This window comes from Ruegeria sp. O4, from assembly GCF_056535125.1.
This window is the reverse complement of the sequence record NZ_JBQERO010000001.1, coordinates 603,126-620,697: the sequence shown is the minus strand read 5'-3', so window position 1 is coordinate 620,697 and position 17,572 is coordinate 603,126. Positions and strand designations below refer to the sequence as shown.

Below are 17,572 nucleotides of genomic sequence, written 5' to 3'. Positions count from 1 at the left end.
AACCCGGACAGGTCACTACAGGTCAGGCGCGGAACCTGCGGCAGTAAACGCGGGTTATCCGACACATGCACCGTTGAAAGAAATTCTGAGGATTAGACGGCCGCTTTGAAGTGCTTGGACAGTTTCAGGCCTTGCCCCTGATAGTTCGATGCAATCCCGGCACCATATAGCTGCGTGGGCATCTCAGCCATTTTCTCATAGACAAGACGCCCGACCACCTGTCCGTGTTCCAGCACGAAAGGCGCTTCGTGGCATCGCACCTCAAGCACACCGCGTGACCCGGCACCGCCTGCTGCGGCATGGCCAAAGCCGGGATCGAAGAACCCGGCATAATGCACTCGGAATTCACCAACCATTGCCAGATAAGGTGCCATTTCGGCGGCATACATCGGCGGGATATGGACCGCCTCGCGGCTGACAAGGATATAGAATGCGCCGGGGTCAAGTATGATGCGACCGTCCTTGGTGTGCACTTCCTCCCAATAGTCCTGGGGGTCGTATTCGCCAATTCGGTCCAGATCGATTACCCCGGTATGGGGCTTGGCGCGATAGCCGACCAGATCGGTGTCGGGCAGTTGCAGATCGACCGAAAAGCCAAGACCATCATGAATCACAGCAGGCCCGTCCACCAACGGCGATTCGGCGTGCAGGGCGGTCAGTTCGGCGTCAGACAAGACGGCCTGACCCTGACGGAAACGGATCTGGTTTAGACGCATACCGGGTCGGACCAGAACTGAAAACGAACGTGGACAGATCTCGGCGTACAGCGGGCCTTTGTAGCCTGCGGGCACGCGATCGAACTCGGTGCCACCATCGGTGATGGTACGGGTCAGAAGGTCAAGCCGCCCGGTCGAGCTTTTGGCATTGGCGACGGCGGTCATGTCGCGGGGCAGGGCAAGCGATTCCATCAGTGGCACCAGATAGACGCAGCCCTTTTCCAGAACAGCGCCGTCCGAGATGTCGATGCGGTGCATTTCAAACTCGGCCAAGCGATCCGTAACAGTCCGTCCTTCGCCCGCGAGAAACGAGGCACGTACTCGGTAAGCAACTGTTCCTAAACGCAAATCAAGGCTGGCCGGTTGAATTTGCGCTGGCAGAACATCGGGGTTGGCGGCAATCTCTCCGCGCGCGATCATCGCTTCGATTTGCTGGTTCGCGCAAACACCTGTCATCTCGATCCCCTCGTGTGCCAGAGCGGGATCTGGCCTTTGTGCCATAAACGTCGGTGTGATTTGGTCGGGCTAGCAGGACTCGAACCTGCGACCTTCCGTCCCCCAGACGGACGCGCTACCAGGCTGCGCCATAGCCCGACGTTGGGCCGTTCATAAAGATTTTCCCGGCAGGGGCAAGAGGAAAACACTGCCTTTTTTCCTAACCCGTCGCCTGTGTTTCGACCCGATCCAGCCAGCGGCGCAGGTCTTTTGCAATTGGTGCAATCCGGCGCAGAAGTTCGTCGTCAAAGTCGGCGCACTTCCACGCCAGCGAAGCAATTCCGCCCATCAGGGGCGCTGTGTTCAGGTCAGACTCTGGTTCTTGTTCTGACACAGCTGCGGGAAGTGCTTCGGCCTGCACACCTTCATTCACCGGCTGCTTGGCCGGTTCGTCCAGATCCATAGGGATTTGTTCGGTGGCTGCAGCTGGTTTGGGTTCGAACGGCACCACAGTACCTTGAACGGGTTCAATCAGGGCAGGGCCCGGTTCGTCCAGAGGCGGAGACAGTGCTGCGACATGTGCGACGCCTTGCTCACGCAGGATGCGCTGTACGCCCTTGATTGTGGTCCCGTCTTCGTGAAGCAGTTTCTTTATGCCCCCCAAAAGACGCATGTCACTGGGGCGATAATACCGGCGCCCGCCCGCGCGTTTGACCGGTTTGACCTGAGCGAACCGGCTTTCCCAGAATCGCAAAACATGGGCCTGGACACCAAGCCAATCCGCTACTTCACTGATCGTGCGAAACGCGTCGCGGGATTTGCTCATATCCGCGTGACCCTGGGGTTACTTGCGATTCCCGACGGCGACGCGATCTTTCATAAGATGCGACGGGCGAAAGGTCAGTACACGGCGGGGCTGTATCGGAACCTCTTCGCCGGTTTTGGGGTTGCGGCCGACTCGCGCGGTCTTGTCGCGAACACTGAACGTACCGAAGGACGAGATTTTCACCTGCTCACCACGCACCAGAGCGTCGGACATGTGGTTCAGAACGCTTTCGACCAGCTGCGCACTTTCGTTGCGCGAAAGCCCAACTTCGCGAAAGACGGCCTCGCTCAGATCCATTCGAGTCAGTGTATTGTCGCCCATGTCATTTCCCCTGTTGCTGTCAAAGCATACGGGTACGGCAAATTCGCTGTCAATATCAATGAATTGCAAGCAGCTGTGTAAGCTGGATTGCGCCGGTTACCAGCGCAGAACCACCGCGCCCCAGGCCAGACCGCCGCCAATCGCTTCGGTCACGATCAGGTCGCCGGGTTTGATCTGCCCGCGTTGTTTACCAACCGACAATGCCAATGGGATGGATGCAGCCGAGGTGTTGCCGTGATCCTGAACGGTCACAACTACGTTTTCCATTGGCAGGCCCATCTTTTTGGCCGTGCCCTGAATGATGCGAATATTTGCCTGATGAGGAACAATCCAGTCTACGTCAGCGTTGCTCAGCCCCGCGCGGCCCAGGGCTGTCTCAGCGGTTTTGGTAAGCTTTTCAACGGCATGTCGGAAGACCTGATTGCCCTGCATACGCAGATGCCCGGTGGATTGGGTCGAAACACCCCCATCGACATAAAGCAGGTCCTTGTAGCGCCCATCCGAGTTCAGATCGGTTGCAAGTATGCCGCGATCCGCAGCGGTGCCTTCGCCGTCCTGCGCTTCGAGTACCAATGCGCCGGCGCCATCCCCGAACAAAACGCAGGTCGAGCGGTCGGTCCAGTCCATAATCCGGGAAAAGGTTTCGGCACCAATGACCAGCACGCGTTTGGCTTGGCCGGACAGGATCAACGCATTTGCGTTGCTGAGCGCGAAAACGAATCCCGCGCAGACAGCCTGTACGTCGAAAGCAAACCCCCTGGTCATGCCCAGCCGGGCCTGAACCATGGTCGCGGCAGAAGGAAAGGTCAGGTCCGCGGTCGAGGTCGCCAGGACAATCGCGTCGATATCATCCGCTGTCAGGCCCGCATCGGCCAGCGCAGCCTCGGCGGCCTTGGTGGCCAGGTCCGACGTCGTTTCGTCATCGGCGGCAAAGTGACGGCGTTCGATCCCCGACCGGGTTCTGATCCACTCATCCGTCGTGTCCAGCGTTTTCTCGAACTCGGAATTTGGAACAATACGTTCCGGCAAATAATGCCCGACACCTACTACAACTGAACGGCCTGCCATTTTTGAGGTACTGCCTTTTTTGTTATTTATCGGTCTGCGGCGCAGCTTGCGCGGCATCTTGTGCAAGCTGGGCCGTGGATGCAACCCGCGCAGCTAATTTTTCGGCAAAGCCGGACTGTGCCAGGGTAAAGGCCAGTTTGATCGCCGCCGACACTCCGGTCGCATCTGCCCCGCCATGGGATTTAATAACTGTCCCGTTCAGACCCAGAAACACGCCACCGTTCACGCGCCGCGGATCAATACGCTTTTTCAGGCGCTGCAGCGACGTGATGGCCAGGACCGAAGCCAATCGGGACAACGGAGAGTATTTGAACGCCTCACGCAGAAGATCTCCGATCAGGCCGGCGGTGCCTTCACCCGTTTTGATCGCGACATTGCCGGTAAACCCATCGGTAACAATGACATCTGCCTTGTCACCGGGAATGTCGCTGCCTTCGACAAAGCCAACAAATTCGAAATTCGCCTGTTCCGCGAAATCCGAGATCAAGGCGTGTGCTTCTTTCAGTTCCGCGCGGCCTTTATGCTCTTCTGTGCCAACGTTCAGCAGCCCGATCCGGGGTCGGTTCAGGGCCATGCCGTTGCGCGCATAAGACGCGCCCATCAGGGCGAATTGCAGCAAGTCCTTGGCGTCGGCGCGTACATCGGCGCCCACATCCAGCATTACATTGAACCCTTGCGGGTTGCGCGAAGGCCACAGGATCGCGATTGCGGGGCGGTTCACACCCGGCAATTTGCGCAGACGCATCATCGACAGGGCCATCAGGGCACCGGTGTTCCCGCAGGACACCGCGCCATGAGCTTCGCCCTGACGAACCGCTTCCAGCGCGGACCACATCGAGGTCTGCTTGCCGTTGCGCACAACCTGGCTGGGCTTGTCCTCCATCGTGACAACGTCGGGGCAATCACGAAAAACGACGCGCCCTTCAAGGACACGTCGTTTGGCAACCAGCTTGCGCAATACCTGTTCGGGCCCGTGCAGCAGGAACCCGATATTCGGGTTCTTGCCAGCCGATTTTGCCAGACCTGCAACGACGACAGCGGGGCCTGCGTCCCCTCCCATTGCGTCAACCGAGATGGTGATCCGTCCGGCGTGCGTGGGCTGATCGTTCATGCCTTGGCCTGTGCTCGATCAGGCTTAGGCTGCGTCTTCGTCCAGATCGATTTCGTCGGCCTGTGCGACGACTTCGCGATCGTCATAGTGGCCGCAAGATGCACAAACGTGGTGCGGGCGTTTCAGCTCGCCGCAGTTCGGGCATTCGTTCGGGTTTGCAGCAACCAGAGCGTCGTGTGCGCGGCGGTTGTTGCGACGCGACTTGGAAACTTTGTTCTGTTGGACGGCCATGGTCTCAACCTTTGTCTGACTGGGGGCCGCAGATTCGCTGCCGACCCGGGTTTCGTAGTTCGTTTATCGTGGTTTGACGCGCGTTTAGGCGACGAGCCCCGCAATGTCCAACCCAAAATCCGATGAGCGCGCGAAAATACTGCGATTCTCGGCATGTTCAAGCGATTTTTCTGACCGCCTGCTATGACAGGAAATCCGGCACCTGTCACTCGTCTTTTTTTAGCACATCGCGCAATCCTGCCAATCCTGCAAAGGGTTTGGCATCGTCATCCGTCATCGCCTGTTTGCCCGGTTCTGTGTAGGCAGCCTGACCCAGTTCCGCGCCGTCTTTCCGTGGATATTGTGGCAGAGCCAGAGACAGGGTCTCGATCATGACAAGGGCCGGATCGATTTCAGGTCCTAAAGGTTCAGATTCGTCATCTTCCGGGATCTCGAACTCTGGATCATCAGGGTCCGCCCAATCCGCAAGAAATGTCCGGTGCACTGGAATGTCGATCCTTGTCGTCACCGGTTCCAGCGTCACCACGCAAGGTTGGGTGACAGTTGCGCCGAGTTTGCCGTTCAATACCCAGTCCCGTTTGCCTTGTGCCCGCAGTTCGCCGGAAAAGCTGAGCTTTCGCAGCCCCAGCAGCCCAAGGTCTTGCCTGATTTGCTCAAGCACGGTGGTTGCAGGGCGCAGATCAAACCGTGTCGGGGCGTTCTGCGGCAGGTCAGACACCCGAAATGATGTCGTGTTGCTCATTCGTGAGCCTTTCTATGTGTTGAACCGTGGCAACGGTTTATGTAATCGGATAGAAGCCGAAGAAGGCCAAGGCAAGAGGGTGCAGATGTTGAAGGTAGTGAACCGGTTGAAACCAGCTGCGAAATCGCTTGTGTTTGTTGCCTGTCTGGCTGCGACCGGAGCTTGTACGGCTGTCTTCAAGAATCACGGCTATGTGCCACCGGCCGAGGAACTGGCGGAAATCAAAGTTGGCGTAGATACGCGTGACAGCGTGCAAGAGGCCATCGGCGCGCCGGGCGCATCCGGCGTGGTTCGGGATTCGGGCTATTACTATGTCCGCTCTCGCGTGCGTCACTACGGTCCGAAGCGGCCCGAGGTGGTATCGCGCGAACTGGTTGCCATCAGTTTTGATCAGCGCGGTGTTGTCAGAAACATCGAACGCTTTGGTCTTGAAGACGGGAATGTGATTGCTCTGGAGCGCCGCGTTACCGATTCCAACGTTCAGGACAAAGGCTTCCTGCGTCAGCTGCTGGGCAATATCGGCAACTTCAATCCGGCCAACATTCCGGGCGCCAACTAATTTGCGCCAAAACCTTGCGGTGGTCACAGGGCAGTCACATGTCTTGTGCTAACGGTGTCGTACCGACGCCTGAGGGTCGGCAACCGTGGAGGACGCGACCGTGGCAACGGCAGTTTTGTTAAGCAAGGGGCGCTATCGCGCCAGACTGGCGCAGTCGCCCGAGGATATCAGAACAGCTCAGGCATTGCGGACCTTGGCTTTTGGCACAGAGCAACCGGACTGCGACGAATTTGATGCACGCTGTAGCCATATCCTGATCGAGGATATGCGCTCGGCTGAACGGCTGGTCTGCTGCTTTCGGATGCTGACCATGGAAAGTGGCGGCGAGATCGGGCGAAGTTATTCGGCACAGTTCTACGACCTGACCTCGCTCGAAGGCTTCGAAGGCCGGATGGTTGAAATGGGACGATTTTGTATCCATCCCGATCACAGCGACCCCGACATCCTGCGTATAGCCTGGGGGGCAATGACGGCCTACGTTGACCGGAACAACGTCGAGATGCTGTTTGGATGTTCCTCTTTTGCCGGAACCGAAACTGAGCAGTATCTGGATGCGTTTGCGATGCTCAAACACCGCCATCTGGGCCCGAAACGTTGGTTGCCACGCGTGAAGGCTCCGGATGTGTTTCGTTTTGCTGCGCGTCTGCGGCGCAGACCAGATGTGAAAAAGGCAATGCTGCGGATGCCACCCTTGTTGCGGACCTATCTGATGATGGGCGGTTGGGTCAGCGATCATGCAGTGGTGGATCGCCACATGAACACGCTGCACGTTTTCACAGGGGTGGAAATCGGTGCGATCCCGCCGGCACGCAAACGTCTGTTGCGGGCGGTGGCCGGGTAGATTGAGTATTTTTGAAAAGGTGAAGACGGGGCGTTGACGCAATGTGTCAGCCGGTTTAGCTGGCGCACATGGCGAGAATTCCTTTGTTGCAGATGTCCGGCATTTCCCTGACTTTCGGGGGTGACCCGGTGTTTTCCGAACTGGATCTGGTGGTTCAACCCGGTGATCGTGTTGCGCTGGTGGGGCGAAACGGGTCCGGAAAATCCACGCTGATGAAAGTGATGGCCGGTCTGGTCGAGGCGGATCGGGGCGAGATTGTCGTGCCGCCCGGAAAATCCGTTGGCTATATGGAGCAAGATCCGACAATGGAAGGCTTTGCCACGTTGGGGGATTACGCCTCCAGCGGGTTGGAGCCGGGAGAACTTTACAAGGTTGAACGGGCCGGTGAAGGGTTGAAGTTCGATCCTTCACGGGCGGTTGAGACGGCTTCGGGCGGAGAGAGGCGGCGGGCTGCGCTGGCCAAGCTGATGGCAGAAGCTCCGGATCTGATGTTGCTGGACGAGCCGACCAACCATCTGGATATCGAAGCCATCGCGTGGCTGGAACGCGAACTTGGCGCGACCCGAGCGGCCTTTGTGCTGATCTCGCATGACCGGGCCTTTCTAAGGGCGCTGACCCGGGCAACACTTTGGATCGACCGGGGGGCTGTTCGGCGACAGGAGCAGGGCTTTGAAGCCTTTGAGGCCTGGCGGGACAAGGTCTGGGAGGAAGAAGACCAGCAACGCCACAAGCTGAACCGCCTGATTAAGTCCGAAGCGAAATGGGCGGTTGAGGGCATTAGCGCCCGACGCAAACGTAACCAAGGCCGGGTGCGGGCCTTGCAGGCGTTGCGGGCCGAAAAGGCGGCGCAGATCAAACGTCAGGGTTCGGCTGCAATGGCACTGGAGGCCGGGCCAAAATCAGGCCGTAAAGTGATTGAGGCCAGGGCGCTGGCCAAAGCGTTTGATACCACTCAGATCGTTCGGAACTTTGATCTGCTGGTACAACGCGGTGACCGGGTGGCCTTTGTCGGGCCGAACGGTGTTGGAAAAACAACGTTGCTGAAGATGCTGCTGGGGCAGGTGGAGCCGGACGCGGGCTCGGTTTCCTTGGGGACGAACCTTGAAATCGCGGTGTTCGATCAGACCCGCGCCCAACTGGACCCCGAGATGAGCCTGTGGGACAGTCTGACCGGCGATCCGGAAATGCGGGTGTCGGGCAAGGCCGATCAGGTTATGGTGGGCGGGCAGCCCAAACATGTTGTAGGGTATCTCAGGGAATTTCTGTTTGACGAACGGCAGGCCCGAGCAGCCGTCAAATCCCTGTCCGGTGGGGAAAAAGCCCGGTTGCTTCTGGCCAAGCTGATGGCGAAACCCTCGAACCTATTGGTGCTGGACGAACCGACCAACGATCTGGATGTCGAGACGCTGGACCTGCTGCAAGAGCTTTTGGACGATTACGACGGCACCGTTCTGCTGGTGAGCCATGACCGAGATTTTCTGGACCGCGTGGCGACAACCACCATCGCTATGGAGGGGAACGGACGGGCGACAGTCTATGCTGGCGGTTGGTCGGATTACATCGCGCAGCGCGGTGACGTAATCGAAAAAAGTGTAGAAAAAGCAAAGACTCCAAAGCCAAAGATCAAGCAGGAAGAAAAGCCGAAATCCGGCCTGTCCTTCTCGGAAAAGCACCGGCTGGAGAAACTGCCTGCCGAGATCGCGCGTCTTGAGGCCGAGATCGCCAAGCTGGAAGAGTTGATGTCCGATCCCGAGCTGTTCACGCGTGAGCCGGTGAAGTTCCAAAAAGCGACCGAGGCGCTGGTTGAGAGGCAGGAAAAACTCTCGGCCGCTGAAGAGGAATGGCTGACGCTCGAAGAGAGGGCTGAAAGCGCTTAGCGCGCCAGACGCCTTGCCGGATTACCTGCCACGGTTTCTCTGGCGGGGACGTCTTTGGTAACGACGCTGCCTGCGCCGATTGTGGCGTGGTCGCCTATGGTTACGCTGGGCAACAGGATCGCACCGCCGCCAATCCAAACGTGCCTGCCGATGGTTACGGGCAGGCCTATTTCCAGCCCTTGCGCCCGATCAGCCGGGTCCTTGGCATGATGGGCGCAGTAAATCTGAACATTAGGGCCGAACATCGTGTCGTCGCCGACCCGAACGGGGGCCGTGTCCAGAACCACGCATCCGGCATTGAAATAAACCCGGCTGCCCAGATGGATGTTCATTCCATACGCGCAGTGAAAAGGGGCTTCGAGAAAACAGTCCTCGCCGACATGGCCCAGCAGCGCGTGCAGTTCCGGGGCCATCGCGCCGCGTGTGTCGGGCGGACAGGTGTTGTGAGCGTGAACAGCCCGTCGTGCCCGCGCGCGCAGATCATCCAATTCAGGATCGAGACAGCAATACCACTGCCCGGATTGCATTTTCTGGCGCTCCGACATAGGGCTGTCTTACCGCATCCGCAGAGCGCCGTCGATGCGGATGACTTCGCCGTTCAGATAGCCCATTTCAACGATGAAACCGGCCAGCCGCCCGTATTCCTTGGGGTCACCCAGGCGGGCCGGGTTCGGGACGTCGGCGGCCAGTTGTTGCTGCACGTCTTCAGGAAGGCCCGCCAACATCGGGGTCATAAAGATACCCGGCGCAATGGTCATGACGCGAATCCCGGACGAGGCCAGATCGCGGGCCATTGGCAGGGTCATGCCAACAACCCCGCCTTTCGATGCAGCATACGCCGCCTGTCCCTTTTGGCCGTCGAATGCAGCAATCGATGCAGTGTTGATGATCACACCGCGCGCCCCGTCCGGTTCGGGTTCGTTCTTTGCCATCTCGGCAGCGGCCAGCCTTGAGACGTTGAATGTGCCGACAAGATTGATGTCGATCGTACGCTGGAACGCGTCCAGCGGGTGGGGCCCATCCTTGCCGACTGTCTTGATTCCATAAGCGATACCCGCGCAGTTCACAGTCGCGGTGATCTTGCCCATCTTGTCCATGCCGTGGCGTACGGCAGCTGCGACCGAGGTTTCGTCGGTTACATCCGTCAGCGCAAAATACCCACCGATTTCGGAGGCGACTAGAGCGCCACGGTCCGCGTCACGGTCCAGAATAGTGACTTGCGCACCCTGCGCGGCAAAGTGACGGGCGGTGGCTTCGCCCAGACCGGATGCGCCGCCGGTGACAAGAGCGGCTGTGGTGGACAAGTGCATCGGAACTCCTCCCTGGGATATGAACAAATGTTCAATAACTGCTTTGCAGGGGCGGTGTCCACATCTTTGAGCCTGAACGCCTAAAGGGGCGGGGCGGACTGACCGCCGCCGGGTCAATACGCATCTTTAAGGCATCTTAATCCGCGCTTCACGAAAACGCGCCTGTTCGTGAACGAAGTAATCACAGCCATTGCGTGTTTTTTCGTCAGGAGGTTCCGATATGGTAAATGGTATGAAACAAACACTGGGCGCTGTTCTGGCTGCACCTGTCTTTGGGATTGTGGTTGCCGGCAGTGCTGTTGCAGCGCCGGAAACGTGTAACTGGAAAACGGCTCGAAATCTTGCGAATGCAGGCGACTATGCCGGTCTTTGCGATTGTGTTCAGGTGACCCCGAGCTTTCTGGACAGACTTCAGAAGCGACCGGATTTTGAGACAACGCTGCGCATTACCGGGGCGCAATGCCCGGGGCTGGCCGCTTTGCTGACAGATGTGCCAACGGCAAGCCTGTCCGGTCTGGCAGAGAATCGGGGTGAAAGTCGCGGTTCAGAACCCGGCGGGGCGGGATTTGCGAACGCGGCTGGTCCAGACGGCCCCGGTGGTGGCGGAGAACCTGACAACGGCGGCCAAGAACCCGGTGGTGGCGGTGGACAGCCCGGCGGTGGCGGTGGAGAACCCGGCGGCGGTGGTGGAGAGCCCGGCGGTGGCGGCGGAGAACCTGGCGGCGGTGGAGAGCCCGGCGGCGGCGGTGGAGAGCCCGGCGGTGGGGGTGGAGAACCCGGCGGTGGCGGTGGAGAACCCGGCGGTGGCAAAGGCAATAACGGCGGCGGAAAGGGCCATAACGGCGGCGGCAAAGGTGGCGATAAGGGGAACAATGGCGGCGGCAACGGCGGCGAGGGCAGCAGTCCGGGTCGCGGAAACAACGCCAATGACGACGAGGGCGAACGCGACCGGACCGGTCGCGGAAAGGGACGTCAGTAGCCTTGCCCATTCCAAAATAGATACGGCCACCCAATCGGGTGGCCGTTTCCTGCTTTGCAATCAAAGGTGAAAGGGGCGTCAGCCCAGTTGCACCAATGCGTGGCGTTTCTTGCCTGCACTCAGCTTGATCGGGGATGACAATGCGCCCGCATCGATCATCAAACCCGCATCCGTCAGCGGAGCGTCGTCCAGTTTGGCCCCGTTTTCAGCAATCAGGCGCTTGGCCTCTTTGCCGGATTTGGCGAGGCCTGATTTGACAATGATCTGCACGATGGACATGCCGTCGCCCAGTTCATCCGCGCTGAGGGTCAGGGTGGGCAGATCGTCGCCAACCCCACCTTTTTCGAACACTTCACGGGCCGTGGCTTCGGCCGTTGCCGCAGCTTGCGCCCCGTGGAGAAGGGCTGTCACCTCATTGGCGAGGCGGATTTTGGCCTCATTGATCTCGGACCCGGCAAGCGCGCCAAGACGGTCACATTCATCCACCGGCAATTCGGTATAGAGCTTCAGGAACCGCCCGACATCCGCATCGGTGGTGTTGCGCCAGAACTGCCAGAATTCATAGGGCGAGCGCATCTCGGCGTTCAGCCAGACCGCGCCATCCTGCGATTTGCCCATCTTCTTGCCGTCGCTGGTGGTCAGCAGGGGTGAGGTCAGGCCGTAGATTTCGTGATCCAGCACCCGGCGAGTCAGGTCGATACCGTTGACGATGTTGCCCCACTGGTCGCTACCGCCCATTTGCAGAACACAGCCATAGCGGCGGTTCAGCTCCAGAAAGTCATAGGCTTGCAGGATCATGTAGTTGAACTCGAGAAACGACAGCGATTGCTCACGATCCAGCCGGGATTTCACCGATTCAAAGCTGAGCATCCGGTTGACCGAGAAATGCCGCCCGATGTCGCGCAGGAAATCGAGGTAGTTCAGATCATCCAGCCATTCGGCATTGTTCAACATCAGCGCCTTGTTTTCGGCATCAGTGTCGTAATCGATATAGGCCGCGAACACTTTCTTGATGCCCGCGATGTTTTCGTCAATCTGTTCGGGTCCCAGCAGGGGGCGTTCATCCGCGCGGAACGAGGGATCGCCCACCTTGGTGGTGCCGCCGCCCATAAGGGTGATCGGCTGATGACCGGTCTTCTGGAACCAGCGCAGCATCATGATCTGAATCAGACTGCCCACATGCAACGACTTGGCCGTTGCATCAAAGCCGATATAGGCCGGCTTGCACCCACTGATCAGCGCGTCGTCAAGGCCCTGATAATCGGTGCAGTCGGCGAGGAAGCCGCGCTCGATCATCGTGGCGATGAAATCCGATTTGGGGTGGTAGGTCATATCGTGCCCTCGGGGTTTGTGTTGCGGGGCACTGTATAGGCGGCGCTGCGGATGAGGAAAAGCCACCTTTTCACTCTAAAACCGCGTGCCGTGATATGCGCGCGCACCTTGATGGCCGGGGTGTTGATCCTGAAGCGCGACGTCGGAAAAAAACCGACGCGCCCAATCAGAAGGCTTGCCAAGGCGGCATAACAAAAGCACCTTGACCAAGCTGCAACCCAGAGGTGAAGTCCGGAAACCCCGGGCACGGCGGAAACATTGCCAGATCAGGAGGCAGGCTTGGGCCAAACCATCAAGAAACACGGAATGGTTCGGGCATTGGGCGCGATGTCCGGTACGTCGCTGGACGGGGTGGACGCTGCGGTGGTGGAAACCGACGGGCATTCCATCGCTGGATTCGGGAAAAGCGGTTATCGCGCCTATACCGAAGCCGAACGCGAAATTCTGCGGGCGGCTTTGGGGCAATGGCACGGCCCGCAAGTCGATGCGGCAGCTGAGATGGTGACCTTTGCCCATGCCGAGGCGCTGTCCGAGTTCGAAGACGTGGATCTGATCGGCTTTCACGGCCAGACGCTGGCGCATGAACCGCGCGGGCGCGGGACATTGCAGGTGGGCGATGGTCTTGGTCTGGCGCAGGCTTTGGGGCGCCCGGTGGTTTGGGACTTCCGAAGCGATGACGTGGCGATGGGGGGCGAGGGTGCTCCGCTGGCGCCGTTTTTTCACTTTGCTTGCGCCAAGTGGTTTGGCGCGGACCGCCCGTTGTGCTTTCTGAACCTGGGCGGTGTTGGTAATCTGACCTATGTGGACCCAAGCTTTGATGGTCCCGAGGCGCCGGGGGCGCTGCTTGCCTTTGATACGGGGCCGGCGAATGCACCGGTCGATGACCTGATGCAGGCCCGGCTGGGGCAGCCGATGGACCGGGATGGTGCGGTTGCGCGCAATGGCACCGTCGAAATGGGTGCGCTGGAGCTGTTCCTGGCTGAGCCTTTCTTCGCACGCATGCCGCCCAAGTCGCTGGACCGGAATGATTTCTCTGAGATGATCGACCTGGTGAAAGAACTGGGTGACGCTGACGCGGTGGCGACCCTGACCGGGATGTGCGCAGCGGGGGTGGTGCAGGGGATGGAACACTGTCCGCAACCGCCGTCTTGCGTGCTGGTTACAGGCGGTGGACGGCGCAATCCGGTGTTGATGGAGATGCTGCGCGTGTCCCTCGACTGCCCGGTCGAACCGGTCGAGGCCGTGGGGCTGGACGGTGACATGCTCGAGGCGCAGGCTTTTGCCTATCTGGCCGTGCGCGTGGCGCGGGGATTGCCAACCTCGTGCCCCGGAACAACCGGGGTGAAAGCACTGGTGGGCGGCGGCATGGTCAGTTCAGTGAACGTTCAACCGGTGGGTTGAGGCTACATCCTGGTACTGGCTAACGCGTTATCGACACACAGGTTTGCCACTGCGTCGGGCTGTGTCGAAGTGAAAATGCCCTTTGTGATACCGGTCAGCATCAGGACCAAGAACAGTTCCGAACAGGCCACAGGCTCCGCTGTGCAACTCTCGCAACACGGCGCTTTGATCGGTATCGCTCCACCCGTCCTGAACGGTGATCTGCGTTCCGTCCTGCAACACGAAGGTCGAGATATCGATGGCCCGACCCCGCGCATGTTCGGAAATGCGCGCATAGGGCTGGCTGTTCTGCGTCTTGCAGGCATAGTGGCCAACAACGCGCATCCCCTTGAGTCCACCACCCAGATCAGCGAAGACGGGTTTGGCGACGTTTTCGATCCACGTTTTCAGCGTGACAGCTGTCTGACAGTCCATCAGCGAAAACTGGCTGAGCGCAACATCCGAAATTCTGTAAATCCGGACCGGGTTGGCGATGCCGCAACCCTGCGCTTTTCCAGCCAAAGACGCGCGGGTTTCGCCCAGAATGGTCCAGTCGCCACAGACCGCGCCGCGGTCGCGCATACGCTGACGACCCACTTCAAACCGGCGGAACTTGCAAGGGCGCAGCGCAGGGCGTTTCGAGATCAGCACCGCAGGTTCAACAGTCGCTGCAGGTTCGATGTGTTCGGTTGCGACTTCCTCCTCCAGATCGGGTAGTGCCAATTCGGATGAAAGGGGGGATTCTGCGCAGGCGGTCTCGGCGTTTGCAAGACCGGTGCTTGCGAACAGAAGCAGAAGGACCAGAAAGATGTGTTTCGCAATCACCCGATGCTCCGATACCTGCGGTAGCGTTTACAGAATGATAAATGTGTAACTTTCTGTAAACTCACCTTTTCAGAGCATCCCCAGACCAGCCTATCCCCGAGGGATATCAAACCCAGGTTCTGCCAGTTGGAACCCATCGAATTGAAATCCGGGAGACACTGTACAACTGACCAGCGTGTAATCACCGGTGCTGCGCGCGGCCTGCCAATGGCCGGTGGGAACAATCAGTTGCGGTGCGCCCCGAGACAAATCGAGTGACAGCACATGGTCAACCGCCGGGCCCTTGTCTGTTGCGCTCAAGGACAGGATTAATGGCGCGCCCGCGTGGTAGAGCCAGATCTCGGTCGCGTCGACCCGGTGCCAGTGGCTGCTTTCCCCCGCCTGCAGCAAGAAGTAGATACAGGTGCCGGTCGGGCGGCCCTTGTTCTCGGCGCGCCAGGTTTCCGCGTACCAGCCGCCCTCGGGGTGAGGTTGCAGGTTCAGGCGGTCGATGATCTCTTGTGCGGTCATGTGGCCCCCGTGTGTTTGGCGCAATTATGCACGGCAAGGTGTGATCCGCTATGGTATTCGTGCGCACGGGGAATATGTATGCCGCATGACACTGACCATTCCATTCGATAACTCATATGCCCGCCTGCCGGACGCGTTTTTTGCGCGACAGAATCCGGTGCCTGTACGCGCGCCCAAGTTGATCGCGTTCAATGATGATCTGGCACGGCTGTTGCAGGTCCATCCGGGCGACGTGCAAGAGATGGCGGAAGCCTTTGCAGGTAATCGCATCCCCGATGGTGCGGACCCCATCGCGCAGCTTTATTCCGGGCATCAGTTTGGCCAGTTCAACCCGCAGCTTGGGGACGGGCGCGCGGTGCTGTTGGGCGAAACTGTCGGAACGGATGGTGTGCGGCGGGATGTTCAGCTGAAAGGCTCGGGCCCGACGCCGTTTTCACGTAGGGGCGACGGCAGGGCGTGGCTGGGTCCGGTTCTGCGCGAATACGTGGTGTCCGAGGCGATGCACGCGCTGGGCATCCCCACAACACGCGCACTGGCGGCGGTAGAGACCGGTGAAACCGTGTTCCGGGAGGGTCCGATGCCCGGTGCGGTGCTAACCCGGGTTGCAACCAGCCATTTGCGAGTAGGTACCTTTCAGGTCTTTGCCGCGCGGGGGCAGTTGGACAATCTGCGGTGCCTGACAGACTACGCCATCGCGCGCCACTATCCCGGCGTCGAAGGGCCAATGGGCCTGCTGCGGGCCGTTCGGGATGCGCAGGCCCGCCTGATCGCTTGGTGGATGAGCGTGGGCTTTATCCATGGGGTCATGAACACCGACAATTGCTCGATCGCGGGTGAGACCATCGATTATGGCCCCTGTGCCTTCATGGACGTTTATCACCCCAATACGGTCTACAGCTCGATAGATCGGATGGGCCGTTATGCCTATGCCAACCAGCCAGATATTGCAGTGTGGAATCTGGCGCAGCTGGCAACCTCACTGATCCAGCAGATGGACAACAAGGACGCCGCTGTTGAGGAGGCGACCGAGATCGTGCATGCCATGCCGGACCTGCTGCAACAGAACTGGTTGACCCGGTTCCGGGCAAAGGTCGGACTGACGACCGCTGAAGAAGGCGATCAGGCGCTGATCACCGATCTGCTAAAACGCATGGCCGAGGGGCAGGCTGATTTCACCAACACCTTCCGTGCGCTGGGCAAAGATACCGCGCGCGATCAGTTTATCGACCCGCAGGCCTTTGACAGCTGGGCAGAGGGCTGGCGTCCACGCTTGGCACGTGAGGCGTTACCGCATGACGTGATGACCGCAGCGAACCCAGCCTTTATTCCGCGCAATCACCGGGTCGAGCAGATGATCCAATCAGCGGTGGCGGGGGATTACCAGCCGTTCCATCGGCTGAACGCCGTCCTCGCACGGCCTTACGACGATCAGGCAGATGCGGAGGACCTGAAACGGCCCCCGACCGATAACGAGGTCGTGCACGCCACGTTCTGTGGTACGTGACGGTCAAACATCTCTGGTAGTCGCTCGGTGCGGTATGGTTTCGCGGGGAGGGGCGAATTGTTTTGTCCGGTCTAAATCGGTGTTGGATGCGCTGAAACTGCGGCACTTCCGTTCTGCCGCTCCCGGATGAAATGAGGGGAAACCCATTTGTTTCCGGCCGCGTCACGTGCCGGGTTTTTAAGCGATATACCATGCCAAGGCGACTTCCCCGGTTGCCGTTGCTGCGAAGTGAAACTGAAGGGTTGCGTCCGGCGGCAGGCGTGTCACTTTGGGTCAAGCCCACTGGTCAGATCTATATGCAGTCATCTTCCACCCTTCGCATTGCCAGCTATAACATTCAGAAATGCCTCGGGCTGGATTTCCGGCGCCAGCCGCAGCGCATTTTGCAGGTCATCGAACATATGCAGGCCGATATCGTTGTGTTGCAGGAGGCCGACAAACGTCTGCCGCCGCGCCCGGCGGCCCTGCCGCATTTCATGCTGGATGAAGCGGGGTGGCAGATCGTCGATCTGGGCGGTGCCGGCAGTCTGGGCTGGCATGGCAACGCGGTGATCTGGCGTGGCGAGGGCCTTTCGGTCCGGCGGACCGGACATCACGAATTGCCCGGGCTTGAACCGCGCGGCGCGGTCCGTGTCGAATTTGATACCCATATCGGGCCGTTGCGGGTGATGGGTATGCATCTGGGGCTGTTGCCTGCATCGCGACGTCAGCAGATCTCGCATATCAGGCGGTTTGATAAAGAGCTGGAGCAGATGCCGACTGTCTGGGCGGGGGATTTCAACGAATGGTCCCGACAGCCGATTCTGGATCACCTCGCGCCGGAAATGCGTTTCCTGCCCCCCAAGCCAAGTTTTCCCGCCGCGCAGCCGCTGGGCGCGCTGGATCGGATCGCGCTGGGCGCGGGCGTCAGGGCCACTGCGCATGGTGTCCATGACGCGCGCCCTGCACATATCGCATCGGATCATTTGCCAGTCTGGGCTGATTTGGCGCGCGTGGCTTAACTTC

Annotated in this window: 19 protein-coding genes and 1 tRNA gene; 7 read left to right on the top strand and 13 right to left on the bottom strand. The window is 59.6% G+C overall.

The features are described from left to right. Positions 1-92: 92 nt before the first annotated feature. The 8 genes from ACR0J7_RS03085 to ACR0J7_RS03050 all read right to left on the bottom strand — a co-directional run bounded on the left by ACR0J7_RS03085 (position 93) and on the right by ACR0J7_RS03050 (position 5,450). Positions 93-1,172, bottom strand: coding sequence for a 2'-deoxycytidine 5'-triphosphate deaminase (locus ACR0J7_RS03085; RefSeq protein WP_480564382.1), 1,080 nt, complete (start codon positions 1,170-1,172; stop codon positions 93-95). Positions 1,173-1,233: 61 nt separating this feature from the next. Next, positions 1,234-1,310 (bottom strand) — tRNA-Pro (locus tag ACR0J7_RS03080). A 61-nt stretch (positions 1,311-1,371) separates the two neighbouring features. After that, complete coding sequence (locus ACR0J7_RS03075) at positions 1,372-1,977, bottom strand: MerR family transcriptional regulator (protein ID WP_480913261.1); 606 nt, start codon at positions 1,975-1,977, stop codon at positions 1,372-1,374. An 18-nt stretch (positions 1,978-1,995) separates the two neighbouring features. Further along, positions 1,996-2,298 carry an integration host factor subunit alpha gene (ihfA, locus tag ACR0J7_RS03070; RefSeq protein WP_209503673.1) on the bottom strand — a complete coding sequence of 101 codons (303 nt, stop codon included), beginning with the start codon at positions 2,296-2,298 and terminating at the stop codon, positions 1,996-1,998. A 96-nt stretch (positions 2,299-2,394) separates the two neighbouring features. Beyond that, on the bottom strand, positions 2,395-3,366 hold the full coding sequence (locus ACR0J7_RS03065; RefSeq protein ID WP_480913259.1) for a beta-ketoacyl-ACP synthase III: 972 nt from the start codon (positions 3,364-3,366) through the stop codon (positions 2,395-2,397). Between the two features lie 22 nt (positions 3,367-3,388). Beyond that, positions 3,389-4,477 (bottom strand): phosphate acyltransferase PlsX, encoded by a 1,089-nt coding sequence (plsX, locus tag ACR0J7_RS03060; protein ID WP_209503675.1) that lies wholly within the window; start codon positions 4,475-4,477, stop codon positions 3,389-3,391. A 24-nt stretch (positions 4,478-4,501) separates the two neighbouring features. Beyond that, positions 4,502-4,708, bottom strand: coding sequence for a 50S ribosomal protein L32 (gene rpmF, locus ACR0J7_RS03055; RefSeq protein ID WP_008756996.1), 207 nt, complete (start codon positions 4,706-4,708; stop codon positions 4,502-4,504). A 205-nt stretch (positions 4,709-4,913) separates the two neighbouring features. Beyond that, positions 4,914-5,450 carry a YceD family protein gene (locus ACR0J7_RS03050; protein WP_480480538.1) on the bottom strand — a complete coding sequence of 179 codons (537 nt, stop codon included), beginning with the start codon at positions 5,448-5,450 and terminating at the stop codon, positions 4,914-4,916. Between the two features lie 85 nt (positions 5,451-5,535). Here ACR0J7_RS03050 and ACR0J7_RS03045 point away from each other — a divergent pair, with 85 nt between their 5' ends. The 3 genes from ACR0J7_RS03045 to ACR0J7_RS03035 all read left to right on the top strand — a co-directional run bounded on the left by ACR0J7_RS03045 (position 5,536) and on the right by ACR0J7_RS03035 (position 8,727). Beyond that, positions 5,536-6,009 carry an outer membrane protein assembly factor BamE gene (locus ACR0J7_RS03045; RefSeq protein ID WP_480545467.1) on the top strand — a complete coding sequence of 158 codons (474 nt, stop codon included), beginning with the start codon at positions 5,536-5,538 and terminating at the stop codon, positions 6,007-6,009. Positions 6,010-6,109: 100 nt separating this feature from the next. After that, positions 6,110-6,850, top strand: a complete 741-nt coding sequence (locus ACR0J7_RS03040; RefSeq protein WP_480913257.1) for a GNAT family N-acetyltransferase — start codon at positions 6,110-6,112, stop codon at positions 6,848-6,850. Between the two features lie 68 nt (positions 6,851-6,918). Continuing rightward, positions 6,919-8,727 carry an ABC-F family ATP-binding cassette domain-containing protein gene (locus ACR0J7_RS03035; RefSeq protein ID WP_480913255.1) on the top strand — a complete coding sequence of 603 codons (1,809 nt, stop codon included), beginning with the start codon at positions 6,919-6,921 and terminating at the stop codon, positions 8,725-8,727. Here ACR0J7_RS03035 and ACR0J7_RS03030 read toward each other — a convergent pair. Together ACR0J7_RS03030 and ACR0J7_RS03025 are read right to left on the bottom strand one after the other, a co-directional pair. Continuing rightward, positions 8,724-9,272 (bottom strand): sugar O-acetyltransferase, encoded by a 549-nt coding sequence (locus ACR0J7_RS03030; protein WP_480564397.1) that lies wholly within the window; start codon positions 9,270-9,272, stop codon positions 8,724-8,726. The genes ACR0J7_RS03035 and ACR0J7_RS03030 overlap by 4 nt on opposite strands. Positions 9,273-9,281: 9 nt before the next feature. After that, positions 9,282-10,037 (bottom strand): 3-hydroxyacyl-CoA dehydrogenase, encoded by a 756-nt coding sequence (locus tag ACR0J7_RS03025; protein WP_480564401.1) that lies wholly within the window; start codon positions 10,035-10,037, stop codon positions 9,282-9,284. 232 nt (positions 10,038-10,269) lie between these two features. Between ACR0J7_RS03025 and ACR0J7_RS03020 the strand changes: the two genes are divergently transcribed. After that, the gene (locus tag ACR0J7_RS03020) at positions 10,270-11,016 is read left to right on the top strand and encodes a hypothetical protein (protein WP_480913253.1); all 747 of its coding nucleotides are present in this window, start codon (positions 10,270-10,272) and stop codon (positions 11,014-11,016) included. Between the two features lie 78 nt (positions 11,017-11,094). Here the strand turns inward: ACR0J7_RS03020 and tyrS are convergent, their stop codons facing one another. Further along, a complete protein-coding gene (gene tyrS, locus ACR0J7_RS03015) occupies positions 11,095-12,348 on the bottom strand; it encodes a tyrosine--tRNA ligase (RefSeq protein WP_267363943.1) in 1,254 nt (417 codons plus the stop codon). Between the two features lie 327 nt (positions 12,349-12,675). On the opposite strand from tyrS, the gene ACR0J7_RS03010 reads away from it, so the two are divergent. Further along, entirely contained in the window at positions 12,676-13,749 is a 1,074-nt protein-coding gene (locus ACR0J7_RS03010; RefSeq protein ID WP_480913385.1) for an anhydro-N-acetylmuramic acid kinase, read from the top strand. Positions 13,750-13,776: 27 nt separating this feature from the next. Here the strand turns inward: ACR0J7_RS03010 and ACR0J7_RS03005 are convergent, their stop codons facing one another. Both ACR0J7_RS03005 and ACR0J7_RS03000 read right to left on the bottom strand, forming a co-directional pair. Next, positions 13,777-14,553 (bottom strand): extensin-like domain-containing protein, encoded by a 777-nt coding sequence (locus ACR0J7_RS03005; protein ID WP_480869438.1) that lies wholly within the window; start codon positions 14,551-14,553, stop codon positions 13,777-13,779. Between the two features lie 90 nt (positions 14,554-14,643). Then, entirely contained in the window at positions 14,644-15,063 is a 420-nt protein-coding gene (locus tag ACR0J7_RS03000) for a cupin domain-containing protein (protein WP_480564409.1), read from the bottom strand. Between the two features lie 85 nt (positions 15,064-15,148). On the opposite strand from ACR0J7_RS03000, the gene ACR0J7_RS02995 reads away from it, so the two are divergent. Then, positions 15,149-16,567, top strand: a complete 1,419-nt coding sequence (locus ACR0J7_RS02995) for a protein adenylyltransferase SelO (RefSeq protein ID WP_480558064.1) — start codon at positions 15,149-15,151, stop codon at positions 16,565-16,567. A 296-nt stretch (positions 16,568-16,863) separates the two neighbouring features. Next, on the top strand, positions 16,864-17,568 hold the full coding sequence (locus ACR0J7_RS02990; protein WP_267364547.1) for an endonuclease/exonuclease/phosphatase family protein: 705 nt from the start codon (positions 16,864-16,866) through the stop codon (positions 17,566-17,568). Positions 17,569-17,572: the final 4 nt, after the last annotated feature.

Bases quoted from the DNA above. Each gene is read 5' to 3' on its own strand.
- ACR0J7_RS03085 (WP_480564382.1), bottom strand. From the start codon at position 1,172: ATGACAGGTGTTTGCGCGAACCAGCAAATCGAAGCGATGATCGCGCGC.
- ACR0J7_RS03075 (WP_480913261.1), bottom strand. From the start codon at position 1,977: ATGAGCAAATCCCGCGACGCGTTTCGCACGATCAGTGAAGTAGCGGAT.
- ihfA (WP_209503673.1), bottom strand. From the start codon at position 2,298: ATGGGCGACAATACACTGACTCGAATGGATCTGAGCGAGGCCGTCTTT.
- ACR0J7_RS03065 (WP_480913259.1), bottom strand. From the start codon at position 3,366: ATGGCAGGCCGTTCAGTTGTAGTAGGTGTCGGGCATTATTTGCCGGAA.
- plsX (WP_209503675.1), bottom strand. From the start codon at position 4,477: ATGAACGATCAGCCCACGCACGCCGGACGGATCACCATCTCGGTTGAC.
- rpmF (WP_008756996.1), bottom strand. From the start codon at position 4,708: ATGGCCGTCCAACAGAACAAAGTTTCCAAGTCGCGTCGCAACAACCGC.
- ACR0J7_RS03050 (WP_480480538.1), bottom strand. From the start codon at position 5,450: ATGAGCAACACGACATCATTTCGGGTGTCTGACCTGCCGCAGAACGCC.
- ACR0J7_RS03045 (WP_480545467.1), top strand. From the start codon at position 5,536: ATGTTGAAGGTAGTGAACCGGTTGAAACCAGCTGCGAAATCGCTTGTG.
- ACR0J7_RS03035 (WP_480913255.1), top strand. From the start codon at position 6,919: ATGGCGAGAATTCCTTTGTTGCAGATGTCCGGCATTTCCCTGACTTTC.
- ACR0J7_RS03030 (WP_480564397.1), bottom strand. From the start codon at position 9,272: ATGTCGGAGCGCCAGAAAATGCAATCCGGGCAGTGGTATTGCTGTCTC.
- ACR0J7_RS03025 (WP_480564401.1), bottom strand. From the start codon at position 10,037: ATGCACTTGTCCACCACAGCCGCTCTTGTCACCGGCGGCGCATCCGGT.
- ACR0J7_RS03020 (WP_480913253.1), top strand. From the start codon at position 10,270: ATGAAACAAACACTGGGCGCTGTTCTGGCTGCACCTGTCTTTGGGATT.
- tyrS (WP_267363943.1), bottom strand. From the start codon at position 12,348: ATGACCTACCACCCCAAATCGGATTTCATCGCCACGATGATCGAGCGC.
- ACR0J7_RS03010 (WP_480913385.1), top strand. From the start codon at position 12,676: ATGTCCGGTACGTCGCTGGACGGGGTGGACGCTGCGGTGGTGGAAACC.
- ACR0J7_RS03000 (WP_480564409.1), bottom strand. From the start codon at position 15,063: ATGACCGCACAAGAGATCATCGACCGCCTGAACCTGCAACCTCACCCC.
- ACR0J7_RS02995 (WP_480558064.1), top strand. From the start codon at position 15,149: ATGACACTGACCATTCCATTCGATAACTCATATGCCCGCCTGCCGGAC.
- ACR0J7_RS02990 (WP_267364547.1), top strand. From the start codon at position 16,864: ATGCAGTCATCTTCCACCCTTCGCATTGCCAGCTATAACATTCAGAAA.